Genomic DNA, 16,280 nt, shown 5'->3' on the forward strand with positions numbered 1-16,280 from the left:
GCTCTTTTGTTAGGTATGGAGTGGTAATCGGAAGGCAAACAAGCTGCCGTATCCCAACCCCTCGCTTTGAGCCCAGATGTTGCCGCCCTGAGCTTCGATGAAATCTTTGGCGATGGCCAGACCCAGGCCCGTACCCGTTTTTCCCTGTCCGTTCGGAATCTGGAAATACCGTTCGAAAATCTTGTTGAGGTACGATGCCTCAATGCCCCGCCCCTGATCGCGTACCGAAAATTCCGCCCATTGATCCACTTGTCGAATAATGATCTGTACAGTTCCCTGTTCCGGACTGTACCGAATGGCGTTAGTAAGAAAATTAATCAGTACCCAGGCCGTTTTTTCCGGATCCGCCAGTACGGATAAAGGAGTAGGCGGTACCTGAACGGCCAGTTGCACGTGCCGTTGATCCGCCGTACTTCGAACGCTTTCCTGGGCTAGGGAAAGAATCGTTTCAGCGGATACGGGAGCAATCTGTAGTTGAATATTGCCCGTTTCCACCTGCGAGAGTTCCAGGAGTTCACCCGTAATCCGCAGGAGCCGCTGGGCATCGCTCTGAATACTCGACACGAGTTGCTGCTGATCTTCGTTGAGGTCACCCACCCGCTTGTCGGTGAGTAATTGCAGACTCATCTTAATGGCTGAAATGGGCGTTTTTAGCTCGTGAGATACCGTTGCAATAAAGTTGGTTTTTGCCTGATCCAGATCGTGAAAGCGGGTAACGTTCCGGAGTACAATGACTTCACCAATCTGCGTATCGCCGTTTTTAACGGGTTGCGTTTCGCGACTGAAGTAGCCCTCCTGCCCTTCCATCACGATTTTCAGTTCATCGCGGTCGCCCTGCAACAGCGTGCGGAGCAGATCATTCCGTACGGCTACATCGGGGGCGTATTTACCTACCAGATCGGACTCTTTCATCCCCAGGAGCGAAAGTCCCAGTGGGTTCACAAACAGAATCGTCCGTTTTTCATCCAGACCAATAATAGCTTCCGGCATGGAAGCGATTACCGTTTCCACGCGTCGCTTCTCGAACTGAATTTTCGCCAGATTACTGTTTTCCCACTGGTCGAGTTTCTGGGCCATGGTATTGAAGGCGGCGGCGAGTTCGCCAAATTCGTCATCCGAACGAAAACCCAGCCGGGTCGCGTAATTACGGGCGGCAACCTCCTTGATTTTTCCGGTTAGTTCCCGAATCGGATTGGCAATGAAGGAAGGAAAGTTAATGGCAAACGAAAACGTCACCAGAAGGCAGAAGGTAGCAATACAACTGAGGAGTAACAGAGCGGTATCGGCCGTCTGACGGGCCGTTTGGCTCTTACGAAAAATAGCCTGTCGGTTCAGTTCGGAGATTCGGTGCAAGGGTTCGCGTAAGCTTTTCAGGGGAAAAAACTGACTCGTATCCCGTTGCCATTGCGTATAGCCCAATCGAAGCTGATGGGTAAGGTTCCGCTCGCCTACTTCAGTTACGTTTTGCTCCTGTTTTCGCAAAGCCGTTTCAAATTCCTGCATATCGGTCACGCGTGAACGGTCTTCGCGGCTATCAATGAAGCTGGTCATCTGCTCCACGTAGCTCAGGGATTCGTAATTGGCTTTAAGAATGTCCTGCGAATCCTGAGCCAGCTCCCGTAGGAAATACAGGCCGAGTCCGCCCAGCAGGGAACTGACCAGAAACAAAAACCACAATCCCAGCGAAAGCTTTGCCTTCAGTTTCATGATAATAGGATCAAATCAATGTCCGACTCGCTCAGTTGTTTAAGCAGTCGGCTGAATATATTGGTACGCCAGATCACCTGAAGTAAGCTCAGGTGTGGTTTGCCGATGCAGACCGTCGTAATCTGGTGTTTTTCGGCAGTTGTCGTAATGGCCTGGGCAATATCGTCTTCGTGCAGCTGAATGACTTCGGCTCCCAGTTCGGTTGCAAGTTTGAAGTTATTAATCAGATGACGTTGCAGGGCCAGGGAAATATTATTCTGGTTTTCTTTTGGCGTATGCACGTACAACAGCACCCACTGGGCATTGTAATACGAGGCCAGCCGGGCCGTTTTGCGGATAATCCGGCGGGCGGTGTCTGCCGAGGAGCTAATACAGGCCATAAACCGCTCGGGTTCGGCGGTACCGGGGAGTTCTTTCTGAATTTTTCGTTCGACCTGCGTGGCTACTTCCCGCAGGGCCAGTTCGCGGAGCTGAAGGATTTTCTCGGACTGGAAAAAATTACGCAAAGCCTGCTGAACCTTGTCCCGATGGTAGATTTTTCCTTCCTGTAAACGGGCAATGAGTTCATCGGCTGTGAGGTCAATGTTGACGACTTCGTCAGCCAGCCGCAACACGTGGTCGGGAATTCGTTCGGTAATGGGTACGCCCGAAATGCGTTCGACATCTTCATTCAGACTTTCCAAATGCTGAATATTCACGGCGGAAATGACACTAATGCCCTGGTCCAGAATTTCGAGGACATCCTGCCAGCGTTTTTCGTTTTTGCTGCCGGGGATATTGGTATGAGCCAGTTCATCGACCAGTACTACTTCGGGATGGGCGGCCAGTACCGTCGCCAAATCCATCTCCTCCAGTTCCTTTCCTTTATAAAATACCTTCCGGCGGGCCAGCATCGGAAGCCCCGTTACCAGGGCTTCCGTTTCGGCTCTTCCGTGGGTTTCGACAAATGCAATCTGAATGTCTACGCCGTTGCGGTGCAGGGTGTGGGCTTCCTGTAACATCCGGTAGGTTTTGCCCACGCCCGCACTCATCCCGATATAGACTTTAAACTTTCCCCGCCGGGATTGCTGAAGGAGTTCCAGAAAATGGCGGGTGGAATTTTCCATGATGGTTTATGAATAGAATAGATTAGCGTGAATGAAGAAGCTTTTTGAAAGCTGTAACGGTTGTTAAAAGGCAATGGAAATCGACGTTTTGATACTGGTACTCTGATCCGTATAGCCCCCGTTTTTCTGGAACACGTTTTCCGAACTGCTCAACTGACGAGCCTCCAGCCGAGCCAGCACCTGATCCGAAATTCGGTAATCAGCGTTCAGCGAATATCCGTATACCTGAAAGGGAGCGGGCGAAGCAATGATCACGCCTTTTTTATCTTCATAATACTCAAAGCGAGCGGCCAGAGCGAAGCGATCCGTCGCCGCAAACCGCAGAATTCCCACGGGCGAGTACCAGAAGTTGTAATCGCTGGAGCCTTTCGATGCCTGCTCCCAGCCGCTGTCAAATCCGGTGATCAAACCCCATTTGGAATTCAATTGGAAAATGCCGTAAAAGTTATGAAAGTACCGCATCTGCCGGGTGGAGTCGGGCTTGTCGTTTCCGATAAAGCTGCTGGAATTAAGCGTTACCCGATCCGAAGGTTTGTACTGTACCTGCCAGCCCAGGGCGGGCGTCTGGTTGCCATCCACCCGCCGGATTCGCTGCCATCCGTTCAGGACTAAGGCAGACAGCGACCACTTACTCGTAGCATAGGAAAGTTTGGCTCCGGTTTCGTAGTACGGCGAGTTTTCGGCCAATAAACTACGGCTCAGCGTCCAGTTGTCCTTACCAATGGCACTTTCAAAGCCAAGGTGCGAAGGCATGATCCCGGCATCCAGCCAGAGGTCCTTTGCCAGTTTTACGCCTACATTCGCTTCAAATACGTGACGCAGAAGTTCGGGTTCGGCCGCCAGGTTATACTGGGCGTAGGTACCGGCCATCAGAGCCAGATTGCCCCGAACGCGGTTGGTTTGGTAAGCGGCTTTGATGAAACCCAGGTTCAGATTGAATTCATTGTGACGGTTATGATTGTACAGAAAGCCATCGCTAAGGTGATTGGCGGGACGGTTAAAATCGTAACCATAGTATACTTCGGCGTAGCCACTGATGGTCAAAGCTTTCGTGGAGTCCGACTGGGCCTGAACGGTCAGGGCGGAAGCACTAAGTACGAAAGCAGTAAGAAGGGTTTTCATAGGTACTGAAAAGGGAGTGAAATAAAAAATCGATGTCTGGTCTGTGCTTTCCCCGCAGGGCATACGGGGCTATTGAGATTGAACGCATTAACCATCGTATCAAAGGGGTTGTACCAGACACCAGGAAAAGAAATTAAAGGGCTGCGTTGAGTTGAAGAACGTTCACCGTTTCGACACCCCCGATTAGTGAACGCTGCGTATGGGTTTTAACCAGTTGCTGGAGTTTTTCCTCGGAAATCTGCCGAAGCCGTGCAATGCGGGGAATCTGTACTAAGGCTCCCGGTACGCTGATGTCAGGATCGAGGCCGGAACCCGAAGCCGTTACCAGATCGGCAGGAATATCGGCTTTTTTTACGCCGGGATTATGAACCAGAAAGGTGTCGATGCGAGCCTGTACATCTTTCAAATAGTCGGGGTTAGACGGGCCTTTGTTCGAACCGGCGGAACTGGCGGCATTGTATCCGGCCGCCGACGGACGGCCCTGAAAGTAAGTATCCTGCGTAAAAGATTGACCGATCAGGGCCGCCCCTACGACTTTGCCTTTATGCTCGACCCAGGCTACCTTACCCTTCGTCGGACTTAGTTGAGCAATGCCCCAAACGAATGCGGGATAAACGATACAGAAAAAGAGAATCGTGAGTATAGTCAGCTTGAGGGCTGGAAAAAGATGAGATTTCATGGTTTTACTTTTATAATGATCCATTTAATAAATACTAGGGCTTCCCGTATTGCAGAGTCACTGTTTCGTCCCGCAAACACGGCTGGTTATTTAGTCCGTATCGCGAACGCCGCTCACTTCCTCTTGCTCTAGGCCACCGCATTGCCGAGGAAGTAGGCGACTTATCGCGATAGGACGGGATGCGGTTTTATTGCGTCCATGCAGAAATCGGCTAATTCCAAACAACAACTATCAATAAATGCTCGAAGATGCTCACGGGCTAGTCATTGGCTGTCTCTAAAGGATGAAGTTCGGCTAGGTAAATCGCTTGCCCGCTTGCCTCCCCAACCATCCACTCAACTTCTATTAAAAGAACAGTGATACGCCCAGATCTATCAGTTTAATGCCGATGAAGGGGATGACCACCCCGCCCAGACCGTAAATAAACAGGTTGCGGCGAAGCAGAGCACTGGCCCCGATGGGTTTGTACGCTACGCCTTTCAGAGCTAACGGAATCAGCATAGGAATGATGATGGCGTTGAAAATAACCGCCGAAAGAATGGCCGATTCAGGACTGTGTAGCCGCATAATATTCAAACGCTGCAAGCCCGGAATACTGAGAATGAACAGAGCCGGCACAATGGCGAAATACTTGGCGACGTCGTTAGCGATCGAAAAGGTCGTGAGGGTACCGCGAGTCATCAGCAACTGTTTCCCGATTTCTACGATCTCAATGAGCTTCGTTGGATCATTGTCCAGATCGACCATGTTTCCGGCCTCTTTGGCGGCCTGCGTACCCGAGTTCATGGCTACGCCCACGTCAGCCTGAGCCAGAGCCGGGGCGTCGTTGGTACCGTCACCCATCATGGCGACGAGCTTGCCGTTCGCCTGCTCGGTCCGAATGTACTGCATTTTATCTTCGGGCTTGGCCTCGGCGATGAAGTCATCCACCCCCGCTTTCTTCGCGATGTACTCTGCCGTCAGGGGGTTGTCACCCGTTACCATTACGGTTTTTACGCCCATTTTTCGTAAACGCTCGAAACGTTCCTGCATACCGGGCTTGATAATGTCCTGCAATTCAATCACGCCCTGTACTTCATCATTCTGAGCGACTACCAGTGGCGTACCCCCGTTTTGCGAGATCGCTTTCACCCGATCCGCAATCTCCGCCGGCACCGTATTCCCCTGCCGAATTACCTGATTACGGATGGAATCCTGGGCTCCTTTCCGAATCCGAACGCCCGAAGGAAGATTGACGCCCGAAGAACGGGTTTCCGCCGTAAAACGAATCAGTTCCACACCCGCGGGTAAACTCGCCTTGATTCCCTGCTGCTGGGCCAGCTCCACAATGGATTTTCCTTCCGGTGTTTCGTCGGCCAGCGAGGACAAAAGGGCGGTTTCCACGAAATCATTTTCCGTTACTCCATTCGCGGGCCAGAAGTGCGTCGCCCGACGGTTACCCAGCGTAATCGTACCCGTTTTATCGAGTAGTAGCGTATCGACGTCGCCGGCGGTTTCCACGGCTTTTCCTGATTTGGTAATCACGTTCGCCCGTAACGCCCGATCCATACCGGCAATACCAATGGCTGAAAGCAAACCGCCAATCGTGGTCGGAATCAGACAAACGAAGAGCGAAATGAAGGCCGCAATGGGGATAGGTGTGTTTGCGTAGTCGGCAAAAGGCTTCAGCGTAATACACACAATAACGAAGACCAGCGTAAAACCCGCCAGTAAAATCGTCAGGGCAATTTCGTTCGGGGTCTTCTGACGGGAAGCCCCTTCAACGAGGGCAATCATTTTATCCAGAAAACTCTCGCCGGGTTCGGTCGTGACCAGTACTTTGATCTGATCGGAAAGCACTTTGGTACCCCCCGTTACACTCGAGCGGTCGCCACCCGCTTCCCGGATTACCGGGGCCGATTCGCCCGTAATGGCCGACTCGTCGATGGTCGCAATCCCTTCAATAATTTCACCGTCGGAAGGAATGATGTCGCCCGTTTCACAGAGAAAAACGTCTCCTTTGCGGAGTTGCGAAGACGGCACCGTTTTGATCTCGCCCACGTATAGCTCACCGATGGGTTGTACCAGTCGGGCGGGTGTTTCTTCGCGGGTTTTGCGTAAGCTATCGGCCTGAGCTTTGCCACGGGCTTCGGCCAGAGCTTCGGCGAAGTTGGCAAAAAGCAGGGTCAGCAACAGCACGATGAAAACAATCAGGTTATACGCCAGCGAACCCTGGCTCTGATCGCCCGTCGCCGCGATATACACCGTAACGAGCAACATAACGATCGTACCCAGTTCCACGGTAAACATCACCGGGTTACGAAATTGACTACGGGGATTCAGCTTCACAAAAGCTTCCCGAATGGCCGTCTGCACCAATGCAGGTTCAAACAGCCGGGTGGATTTAGTACTCACGTTGAGTTATGTTTGGAGTTCCGGGTTTTGAGTTTTGCGTGCGGAAGTAACCCTCAACACTAAACTCAGAACCCTAAACGGTTAGATAGAGAAGTATTCAGCCAGCGGACCCAGGGCCAGGGCTGGGAAGAAAGCCAGAGCGGCGAGGATGACAATGACGGCAAAGACCATGATGCCAAACGTGCCCGTATCGGTACGCAACGTTCCCGCCGACTCCGGAATGTATTTCTTTGAAGCCAGCAGACCCGCAATCGCTACTGGACCAATGATGGGCAGAAAGCGACTAAAGATCAGACAGATACCCGTAGTAATATTCCAGAACGGATTGTTATCGCCCAGCCCTTCAAAACCGGAACCGTTATTGGCCGACGAAGACGTGTATTCGTACAGCATTTCCGAGAATCCGTGGAAACCGGGGTTATTTAGCCAGGCCGTCGCCGTATTGGGTTGACCTTCGGCGTTGAGGTACCACCAGCCCATGTTCACGTCGCCCGCCGCCAGGTAGCTCGCAATCGCTGTACCGGCCATAATCAGTAAAGGGTGTAGAAGGGCTACAATCATGGCAATTTTCATCTCTCGCCCTTCGACTTTCTTACCCATGAATTCGGGCGTACGGCCTACCATCAAGCCTGAAATGAATACCGCCAGAATGATGAAGATGTAAAAGTTGAGAATACCGACCCCGCAACCGCCGTAGAAGGCGTTGGTCATCATACTCAGCAGTTCAGCCATACCGGATAAGGGCATGGTACTATCGTGCATGGCGTTGACGGAACCTGTAGAAATGACGGTTGTAATGATGCTCCAGTACGCCGAAGCGACCGAGCCAAAACGCACTTCCTTGCCTTCCATACTGCCGCCAGGCTGGCTGATGCCCAACTGAGCGATGGCGGGGTTTCCCTGTACTTCACTCCATACCGCCGGAGCCAGTAAGGCCAGAAAACCGACGGTCATCACGCCGAATACCATGTAGCTGAATTTCCGGTTACGGATGTAGTAACCCAGGGCAAAAATCATCCCCAGCGGAATGATCGTTTGAGCGAGCAATTCCACGATCATCGTGAAATAACTGGGGTTTTCGAGTGGGTGAGCGGAGTTCACTCCGAAATAACCACCCCCATTCGTACCGATGTGTTTGATGGCGATCATGGCCGCCGCCGGTCCCTGTGACACCTGTACGCTATCGCCCTGCATGGATACGTACGAAGCCTTGCCTTCCAGATTCATGGGTGTGCCATTGAAGACCAGCGTTACAGCGACGATCAGCGAGAGGGGAAGCAGCACGCGGGTACAGGATTTCAGAAAGAAATCGTAGAAGTTGCCGAGCTGCGTCGTCTGTTTATCGCGGATGGCTTTAAACACAATCACGGCCGCGGCCATCCCCGTACCGGCGGATACGAATTGCAGGAAATTCAGACAGAAAATCTGCGTGAAGTACGAAACGCCCGTTTCTCCGGAGTAGTGTTGGAGGTTACAGTTGACGAGGAAGCTAATGGCCGTATTAAATGCCAGATCGGGCGTCATGTCGGGGTTTCCGTCGGGATTCCAGGGTAGCCAGCTTTGATTGGTCAGGACGAACATCGCCCAGAGGAACCAGACGAGGTTGATGGTCAGTAACGCTTTCAAATGCTCTTTCCAGGTCATTTCCCGGAGGGTATCAATGCCAGAAATCCGCAGAAACAACCGTTCGAGGGGACCGAGTACCGGATCAAGCAGAGTCCGCTCTCCGGCGTAAACGCGGGCCATATAGCGGCCCAAGGGTATCGAAAGGGCAATCGTGATTCCGAAAATCAGAGCGATGCCCAGTAGTTCAGTAGTCATACGTTAAAAATTTTCGGGCTTGAGCAGTACATAAACCATGTACGCGAAAACCAGAAGGGCTAAAACAAAGAGGGTGAGAAACATGGCTTTCAGATTTTTTCGAAAAAGTCGACGGATTTGAAAAAGAGCCAGAAGCAGACCAGCCCAAGCAGTAACCAGATAATCGTGAATAGCATGAGGAAGAAATGTTAGTCTGTTCTCTACTATTCAAGGCGTATGCCAGAGAGTGGTTGTTGGTTTTTAGCTGCTGGTTGTTAGGATATTACGGATGAAATGAATTGATAGGAAATGAAAAACCCTTCCAAAATGAAAGGGTCATTTTTCATTTTGGAAGGGTAAAAGGATGGCGGACTAAATGATTATTCTTGGGAAGTGCTTAGACAGCTGGAATGGCTTCGGTTACTAGAGGGTTTCCTGCGGGGTCGTAATACACTACGGTTAGGTCGAGCATATGAGTTGTCCATTTTTCTACTCCCGCCTGAGCCGCCTGCTGACAAAAGGTGAGGTAATCCGTTTGGCCTTGTTGATGAATAAGCAGAGCTTGTTTAAGCAGTTCGATGGAAGGCACTGCGGCAATGGGGAGAGCGGGATACTGGGCTTCACTGGACAGCTGAAAGCCGTTGGTACCTGTATACACGGCCCGGCCGTCGGCGACGTATAAGTCATAGTAATCTACACCGAGGGCTTTTAGCTCCTGTACATACTGCGGGAAGTTGGCTCCGCTTTTGACGTTGGAATGAATTTCGTGAATCTGATCTAAGGTGAACATACGCTAGCGAATGGTGAGAGCACAAAGATTCTCCTTACCATCGGGCCAGGATTGTAAAAAATCGTTTTTTGAGCGAGATCGGAAAAATTGCTCCGGGGTACAACCAGTGAAGCGTTTAAAATCTTTAATGAAGTGAGCCTGATCGTAGTACCCCGCCAGATAGCCTAATTCCGCCGCGTCTTTGACTAGTGGATACTGCTCCAAAAGGGATTGAAAACGTACAATCGTAGCAAATTTTTTAGGCGAAGCTCCGACCACCCGGCGAAAGCGTTTCTCAAAGGCACTAGGGCTACTGTTCAGTGAGTTGGCCAGATCCAGCATACGTATCCGTCCTTTGGATTGGTAAATCCGATGTACGGCCGCTTCCACCAGCCGATCCGGTGGGAGTAACCGAAGCTGCTCGAACAGAAAATGTTCCACTACGGAAATGCGTTGCTCGTCAGTGCCTGCCTGCGTGAGTTTTTCGCCTAGCTCTTCCAGGGTAGCGACAGGGAAAAAATGGTCGAGGGATAGACTTTCCAGAAACAGCTCGTGTACCGGTTGCCGGAAAAAATGAGCCGCTCCGGTTTCGGTAAAGTATACCAGTACAGTGGCGGTATTAACCGTATTTTTAAAGGTACGAACGGAATCCTGTAGGCCCGTTACACCAAAGGCGGACAGGGGCACTTCCTGTGAATCCGTGAGATAAGCTAATCGCCCGGCGTACTGAAATCCTAGGACCAATGAGGTGTCCGGAAAAACGGGATACGCCTGCTCGGCTTCACTTTCCGAAATGGCCAGGTGCCGGATGTACGGTCTGAGTGCGGTACTGGGAAGGTATAAGTCAAATCGCATGGGCTGAAGAATTTCTTAAAGATAAACAGAAACGCTTACGTTGCCATCAGAATCCGTACTGTCGCAATCGGCCCTTTCAAAGACGCATTAAGCCCCCGCTTGTGAGCCATTCATCCGCGTACTTTGTCAAAAAAACAGAAGCATGCGAAAATTGAAATTACAGGTACAAATGACCCTTGATGGTTACATCGCCGGACCCAACGGTGAAATGGACTGGATGACCTGCCCCTGGACTCCGGACCTGGAAGCCTACGTGGGCGAGATTACCGAACCCGTGGATACCATCCTTTTGGGACGAAAACTCGCTGAAGGATTCATCCCCTACTGGGCATCGGTAGCGGCTCAGGCGGAGCATCCGGAAGTAGCAGCCGGACAAAAGTTCACGGAAACACCCAAGGTAGTATTTAGCCGGACCTTAGCTGAATCAGCCTGGGAAAATACGGTACTGGCTCAGGATTTAATTCAGGAAATCAATCAATTGAAACAACAGACGGGCGGCGATCTCATCACGTACGGCGGAGCTACGTTTGTATCTTCTCTGATTCAGCACGGCCTGATCGACGAATACCATTTGCTGATTAATCCGGTAGCAATCGGACAGGGAATGCCCATTTTTCAGGAGCTTACGCAGTACCAACCGTTGACTCTGGTTCAAACCCGAGCGTTTGCGTGTGGCATTGTCCTGATGCAGTATGTGAATAAACGGGAAGCTTAAGGGGAAAAAGCTTGCAGTACTGGGTTTCGAACGTAACCTTGAAACCTGGCGACGAACCTTTTGATGTCTTCTAGTAACGATTAGTTACTGGCCTAACGTTTAGTGGCTATAATCGTAATACCTTCTAGCTGTGGGGAAGTAGCATCTTTGATCTGATAGTTGTTGGGCAACGCTAGCCACCCTAAGGATTGAAGGCTTTTTTTTTTGATAAAGCGTATCGTTCTGAATTTTGCCCCGGTAGTCTTCATCCGTTCGATACGCAGCTGACCATTTATAACCGCTACTGGTCTTTTCTAAGCCATGAAAATTTTCTGCTACCGTCTGCCCCAGATTTCCTGGCCGATTGACGGTTGTTATTAAGCTAATCGAGTCGGTTTTGGTACGATACGGTTCGATATAGAATGCTCCGGCTTCGATTTTATTAATGCCTGGTCTGTAGTAAAGCGTGTCGCCATTGAACACGTACAATTGTACATCATAGATACCCATCGGTAAAGCTTCTATGCCCTCAAAGGGATCTGAACTGGATTTACAACTCCATATACTGACGATTCCTAACCAACATAAAATGAGCTTGTTCATACCGTGGGAGTTTTGTAAAAAGTACTTTTCTGTTTTATGGATAGTTGTTTGTCAAGCGTTACCGTTTCCCGTACTTTTTCAGTAATTGCAAGGTATGCGTTAACGCTTTCGTATCTCCCCACTCCTCATGACCGGGAACGACCACTTGTGCCGTACCAAATTCGTTCATCAATCGTTTCATGGAGTTCCCCCATTCCTTCAGATTCGCATCGGCTACGTTGCCCATACCAAACGCTGCCACACTTTTAACAAACAACCGCCATGCAGGATTTTCTGCTTGGGAAGCCAGACTACTATATTATCACGGGTGTGGCCTTCCCCGGGAAAGTAACAACGAATGGGTATGCCGCCAACGGTAAACGTAGTATCATTGGGAAGAAGGCCTTCCGGTGATTCATAGCCTGCCTGTACGGATTGCTGAGCCGTCAGCGGCGTACTTACCACCCGTATGCCCGCTTTTCGAAGTTCGCTGATTCCGCCTACCCGATCGTCGTGCGAATGGGTCACGATACAAAGTCGAACGGGTTGGTGTAAGTGTTCGTCTACCCACTGGAGCAGTTGGCGGGTATTCTCCGTATCGTCTTTTGTATCCCAGCCCGTGTCTACTAGTACTACGCCTTCTTTGGTGTTAATAATGAGTCCATTGGAAGGAACGGCTGTATTCTGATACATTCCATAGGTCACATGCACATATACCCCTTCTTTCAACGGAGTCACGCTGAGCGGCGGCTTCTGTACCGTTTGGGCGTATAGGGAATTCGAAAGAAGGCAGACAAGAAAGAGTAGGAGTCGCATGGAATGGTTGGATTAAGATAAAATCATGGGTTTAAGCACGGCCTGGGGAGAATTCGCAGCTCATACCTTACTGTCCCAGCTGATATTCTTCAATTTTACGATACAGTGTGGTTAGTCCAATACCCAATAAACGGGCGGCTTCCGTTTTATTACCCTGCGTGTGCTGGAGTACCTTACGAATGTGACGTTGCTCAACGGCGGAAAGTTCGAAAGAATCCAGCGTGGAACTTTCCCGGAACGGCAGATTATCGGCTCGTAAAATACCATCCTCGGTCAGAATCAGAGCCCGCTCAATGACGTTGCGTAGTTCCCGGATATTACCCGGCCAGGCGTGCTGACTCAGCTGCTGTAAAAACGCCGGATCGATGCTTCGAAACGGAATGCGAAGTCGCTCGGAAAGCGTACGAGCCAATCCCTGAGCCAGTAAGGGTAAATCGTCAAGACGTTCGCGTAAGGACGGGAGTTCAATCTGAAAAACGGACAGGCGATAGTATAAATCAGCTCTAAAGTGCCCTTCCTGACTTTCTTTCAATAAATCACGATTCGTCGCGGCGATAATGCGTACGTTTACCTGCGTCGGTTTCGTATCACCCACGCGGATGAACTCCTGACTTTCGAGTACGCGAAGTAATTTGGCCTGTAGATCCAGCGATAATTCACCAATTTCATCCAGAAAAAGCGTACCGTGATTCGCTTCTTCAAACAAACCTTTCTTGTCTTTCAACGCTCCCGTAAACGCACCAGCCCGGTGGCCAAACAGCTCGCTTTCCAGCAATTCACGGGAGAACGCTCCGCAGTTAATCGCCAGAAAAGTTTTGGTTCGACGATTACTTTCCCGGTGGATCGCTTGCGAAAAAAGCTCCTTACCGGTACCCGTTTCTCCAATCAATAACACCGTTGTATCGGTATGAGCGACTTTTCGAGCCAGATCTTTGGCTCGAAGAATCGCGGGCGATTGTCCCTGAATCTGATCCAGTGCATACAGATTGCCAGCGACCTGTTGTTCCAGTTCCCGAATCCGAAATTGTAAGCGGGCTTTTTCGGCGGCTTTGGCTACCAGCGTTATGATTTTGTCATTATCATCCCCTTTCACCAGATAGTCGAAAGCTCCGTTCTTCATGGCTGTCACACTATCCGGAATGGTACCGTAAGCCGTCAGTAGCAATACTTCCATACAAGGATAGCGTTGCTTGATTTTCTGTACCGTATCCACACCGTTGCCATCGGGCAGACGAACGTCCATGAGGACTACTTTGATGTCGTTATTTTCTTCGAGTACCTTTAACCCGGAACGGATGTTCTCGGCTTCCAGAACCTGATACTGTTCAAGCTTCAGCAGGCGGGCTAGCAAACTGCGTAAGCGATTTTCATCATCAATGATGAGAATTTTATTTTCCATAAACGGAAGACGTATAATCGGCTGGAAAGATACAGGGTTCGACGATAGCCCTGGTGCAGACGGACAAGAAAATGCGGGTAAAAACGGAAAATCCCGAGCCTCTTCAGACCCGGGATTTTCCGTTTACTCAAAACCTTATGACTTATTTAGCCTGATCTTGTTGGGGAGTCAGGAGTTGGAAGAACTCATCCAGACGGGGGGTCAAGATGATCTCCGTTCTGCGGTTGACTTTGCGTCCCGCCGAGCTCTTGTTGGAATCCTTGGGCTCGTACTCACCCTTACCAGCGGCCGTCAAACGGGCCGGATCCACCTTGAACTTGCTTTGCAGTAACCGCACCACCGACGTGGCCCGACGCACGCTCAAGTCCCAGTTATCCCGGTTGAGATCCGTCGAGATGGGCACGGCATCGGTGTGACCCTGTACCATCACTTCCAGCTCGTTGTGATCGTTGATGACCTTGGCTACCTTGCCCAGCACTTCTTCGGCCCGGGCGTTCACGTTGGCCTGGCCCGTGGCAAACAAGAGCTTGTCCGAGATCGAAACGTAGACGACCCCTTTCTTGACCTGTACCTCGACGTCCTCATCGTTGACATTGGCCAGCGAGCGTTTGAGGTTGGTCACCAGCGTCAGGTTCAGCGAATCCTTGCGTTGGATGGAGGTGTTCAGACTCTGGATGTATTTGCTCTGCTGATCGATGGCTTCCAGGGAGCGTTTGATGGACTCGGCTCCCTGTTTGGAAACAATGGAGAGATCGGCCATGCGGTCCAAAAGACCGGCGTTGGTACGCTTTAAGTAATCCAGCTGATCTTCGACTTCCTTGACGCGGGCGGTCTTGGCCGTCAGCTCGTTGTTGCGGGCATCGAGCTGGGATTGCAGGGAAGCGGATTTTTGTTGACAGTCGCCGAGTTCAACGCGGATGCGTTCAGCCAGACGGGTGTTTTCGGTTTTGAGGTCATTGACCTGGGCTTGCAAAGCGGATGCTTTCTTCTTGCTCACGCAGGACTGACTCACAACGGCCACCGACAGGGCCATCATTACCCATACTTTTCTCATGGTTCTACAACTACTGATTTAAAGGGGATGTGTTAAAAGCAATTTCAATTTTGCTGCAAATATATCAGACTGACTTTTAGTATGCTATTATCAGATATACGGGATTTTGCAGGGATATGGTTCTTTTTCGTTTGTAAAAGTCCATTTTCGCCGTCGACGCTCAGAATCTAGCTATGACGCAGAAGCTGCGGAGCGGGCTCCAGCCTCCCTCATCCTCTAAGCATACAGAGGCATATTTAATAGGATAAACGAATCATGCTGGAGCGGTAGTGAAACTAAGTTGTATTTTTTTTCAACAAGTCCGAGAGCTACTTTATAATATCAATCTTCTCTAAAAAGTAAACCTTCTTCTCAAAAACTAATAAAGCATTGATGTATTCAGCGATTATTTGTTTTAAAGTGGTAAAGCCAGTAGATTAACTTTTAGTAAGGATTGGGATGGTTTATTTTTCTATAAAAAATTAGAGTACTCCATTAACGACTGGTTTGAAATTTAAAAGGCACGACTGAATAGTCAGCCGTGCCTTTTAATACGTACCTGTATGGTTTACTCTTCTTCGCCAGAAGTAGCTGCCGTACGAGGAGCTTTATCTTTCAATGAAAGCTCATAGCCGCTAATACCTTCTTCTTCATAAGAGAACGGTTTGATTTCAAACGTATAGTCATACGTTGTATAATCAAGTCCTACTCTGTCAAAAATAGCTCCCAATGCAATACCGTGACCACGGCCACTTTTGGCAATGACAAAAGCATCCGTATCCGCGTCATCGGCTTTCACGAGGAAGAAAGACCCTACGCCTCTCTTGCGTTCTTCCGTACCTACTTTGAATTTTGTTGAGCTAGGATCAGCTTCCAGTAATTCAAGTACTGCGGGTGATAAAAGCAATTTTCCTTTTTTAGAAATGGAAGTAGTAACCGCTTCTTTTGATTTGGTTGACTTCTTCTTTTCTTCTACGTTATCAGTAGGAGAAAAGAAAAGAATTGATTTTTTTTTCATGAAGGATAAAATAATTAATTGTGCTGCTTGTGTATTGTAACGAAACAAATATCTGTTTTATGATCAGAAAATCAAATTCCTCTTGGAGATAAATCAAATTATTTCGACGAACTTCTTCAAACCTTACTAAAAAAAAGCAATAATCGGGTAAAATCGATTTTATCTTCAAGGTTATAGAACTCAATCCAAGGCTTATTTGTTTTTTAATAGTACTTTAATTTTCTAACGTCCGCTTTAGTAAGCGTAAACTTTACGTAGATACGGGTAATTTTTAAGAGAGCAGTTAATGATTTTTTGGGCTAGAAT

General features: G+C 49.7%; 15 protein-coding genes. 1 reads left to right on the forward strand and 14 read right to left on the reverse strand.

The annotated features are described in order from the left end of the window. Nucleotides 1–9: 9 nt before the first annotated feature. The 8 genes from BWI97_RS08845 to BWI97_RS08885 all read right to left on the reverse strand — a co-directional run bounded on the left by BWI97_RS08845 (nucleotide 10) and on the right by BWI97_RS08885 (nucleotide 10,432). A complete protein-coding gene (locus BWI97_RS08845) occupies nucleotides 10–1,707 on the reverse strand; it encodes an ATP-binding protein (RefSeq protein ID WP_094813201.1) in 1,698 nt (565 codons plus the stop codon). Continuing rightward, nucleotides 1,704–2,813, reverse strand: a complete 1,110-nt coding sequence (locus BWI97_RS08850) for a histidine kinase (RefSeq protein ID WP_102200772.1) — start codon at nucleotides 2,811–2,813, stop codon at nucleotides 1,704–1,706. Before BWI97_RS08850 ends, BWI97_RS08845 begins: the two co-directional genes overlap by 4 nt. 63 nt (nucleotides 2,814–2,876) lie before the next feature. Next, entirely contained in the window at nucleotides 2,877–3,935 is a 1,059-nt protein-coding gene (locus tag BWI97_RS08855; protein ID WP_102200773.1) for a porin, read from the reverse strand. A 133-nt stretch (nucleotides 3,936–4,068) separates the two neighbouring features. After that, nucleotides 4,069–4,614 (reverse strand): K(+)-transporting ATPase subunit C, encoded by a 546-nt coding sequence (locus BWI97_RS08860; protein WP_102200806.1) that lies wholly within the window; start codon nucleotides 4,612–4,614, stop codon nucleotides 4,069–4,071. Between the two features lie 345 nt (nucleotides 4,615–4,959). Continuing rightward, nucleotides 4,960–7,008, reverse strand: a complete 2,049-nt coding sequence (kdpB, locus tag BWI97_RS08865; RefSeq protein WP_094814306.1) for a potassium-transporting ATPase subunit KdpB — start codon at nucleotides 7,006–7,008, stop codon at nucleotides 4,960–4,962. Nucleotides 7,009–7,089: 81 nt separating this feature from the next. Continuing rightward, the gene (gene kdpA, locus BWI97_RS08870) at nucleotides 7,090–8,829 is read right to left on the reverse strand and encodes a potassium-transporting ATPase subunit KdpA (protein WP_102200774.1); all 1,740 of its coding nucleotides are present in this window, start codon (nucleotides 8,827–8,829) and stop codon (nucleotides 7,090–7,092) included. A gap of 376 nt (nucleotides 8,830–9,205) precedes the next feature. Then, complete coding sequence (locus BWI97_RS08880) at nucleotides 9,206–9,598, reverse strand: DUF1398 domain-containing protein (protein WP_102200775.1); 393 nt, start codon at nucleotides 9,596–9,598, stop codon at nucleotides 9,206–9,208. A gap of 3 nt (nucleotides 9,599–9,601) precedes the next feature. Continuing rightward, nucleotides 9,602–10,432, reverse strand: coding sequence for an AraC family transcriptional regulator (locus tag BWI97_RS08885; RefSeq protein ID WP_102200776.1), 831 nt, complete (start codon nucleotides 10,430–10,432; stop codon nucleotides 9,602–9,604). 142 nt (nucleotides 10,433–10,574) lie between these two features. Between BWI97_RS08885 and BWI97_RS08890 the strand changes: the two genes are divergently transcribed. Beyond that, the gene (locus BWI97_RS08890; protein ID WP_102200777.1) at nucleotides 10,575–11,147 is read left to right on the forward strand and encodes a dihydrofolate reductase family protein; all 573 of its coding nucleotides are present in this window, start codon (nucleotides 10,575–10,577) and stop codon (nucleotides 11,145–11,147) included. A 99-nt stretch (nucleotides 11,148–11,246) separates the two neighbouring features. On the opposite strand, the gene BWI97_RS08895 is transcribed toward BWI97_RS08890, so the two are convergent. The 6 genes from BWI97_RS08895 to BWI97_RS08915 form a co-directional block, all read right to left on the reverse strand. After that, nucleotides 11,247–11,729, reverse strand: coding sequence for a hypothetical protein (locus BWI97_RS08895; RefSeq protein ID WP_102200778.1), 483 nt, complete (start codon nucleotides 11,727–11,729; stop codon nucleotides 11,247–11,249). Between the two features lie 58 nt (nucleotides 11,730–11,787). Continuing rightward, nucleotides 11,788–11,970, reverse strand: coding sequence for a hypothetical protein (locus BWI97_RS28285; RefSeq protein ID WP_233207789.1), 183 nt, complete (start codon nucleotides 11,968–11,970; stop codon nucleotides 11,788–11,790). Continuing rightward, on the reverse strand, nucleotides 11,943–12,524 hold the full coding sequence (gene bla, locus BWI97_RS08900) for a metallo-beta-lactamase (protein WP_233207790.1): 582 nt from the start codon (nucleotides 12,522–12,524) through the stop codon (nucleotides 11,943–11,945). Before bla ends, BWI97_RS28285 begins: the two co-directional genes overlap by 28 nt. Before the next feature lie 67 nt (nucleotides 12,525–12,591). Next, nucleotides 12,592–13,923: a sigma-54 dependent transcriptional regulator gene (locus BWI97_RS08905; protein WP_102200779.1), complete on the reverse strand. Its 1,332-nt coding sequence runs from the start codon at nucleotides 13,921–13,923 to the stop codon at nucleotides 12,592–12,594. 142 nt (nucleotides 13,924–14,065) lie between these two features. Beyond that, nucleotides 14,066–14,977 carry a flagellar motor protein MotB gene (locus BWI97_RS08910; protein WP_102200780.1) on the reverse strand — a complete coding sequence of 304 codons (912 nt, stop codon included), beginning with the start codon at nucleotides 14,975–14,977 and terminating at the stop codon, nucleotides 14,066–14,068. 547 nt (nucleotides 14,978–15,524) lie between these two features. After that, a complete protein-coding gene (locus BWI97_RS08915) occupies nucleotides 15,525–16,022 on the reverse strand; it encodes a hypothetical protein (RefSeq protein WP_233207791.1) in 498 nt (165 codons plus the stop codon). Nucleotides 16,023–16,280 lie beyond the last annotated feature (258 nt).

The sequence above is a fragment of the Siphonobacter sp. BAB-5405 genome (assembly GCF_002872335.1).
GTDB lineage: Bacteria > Bacteroidota > Bacteroidia > Cytophagales > Spirosomataceae > Siphonobacter.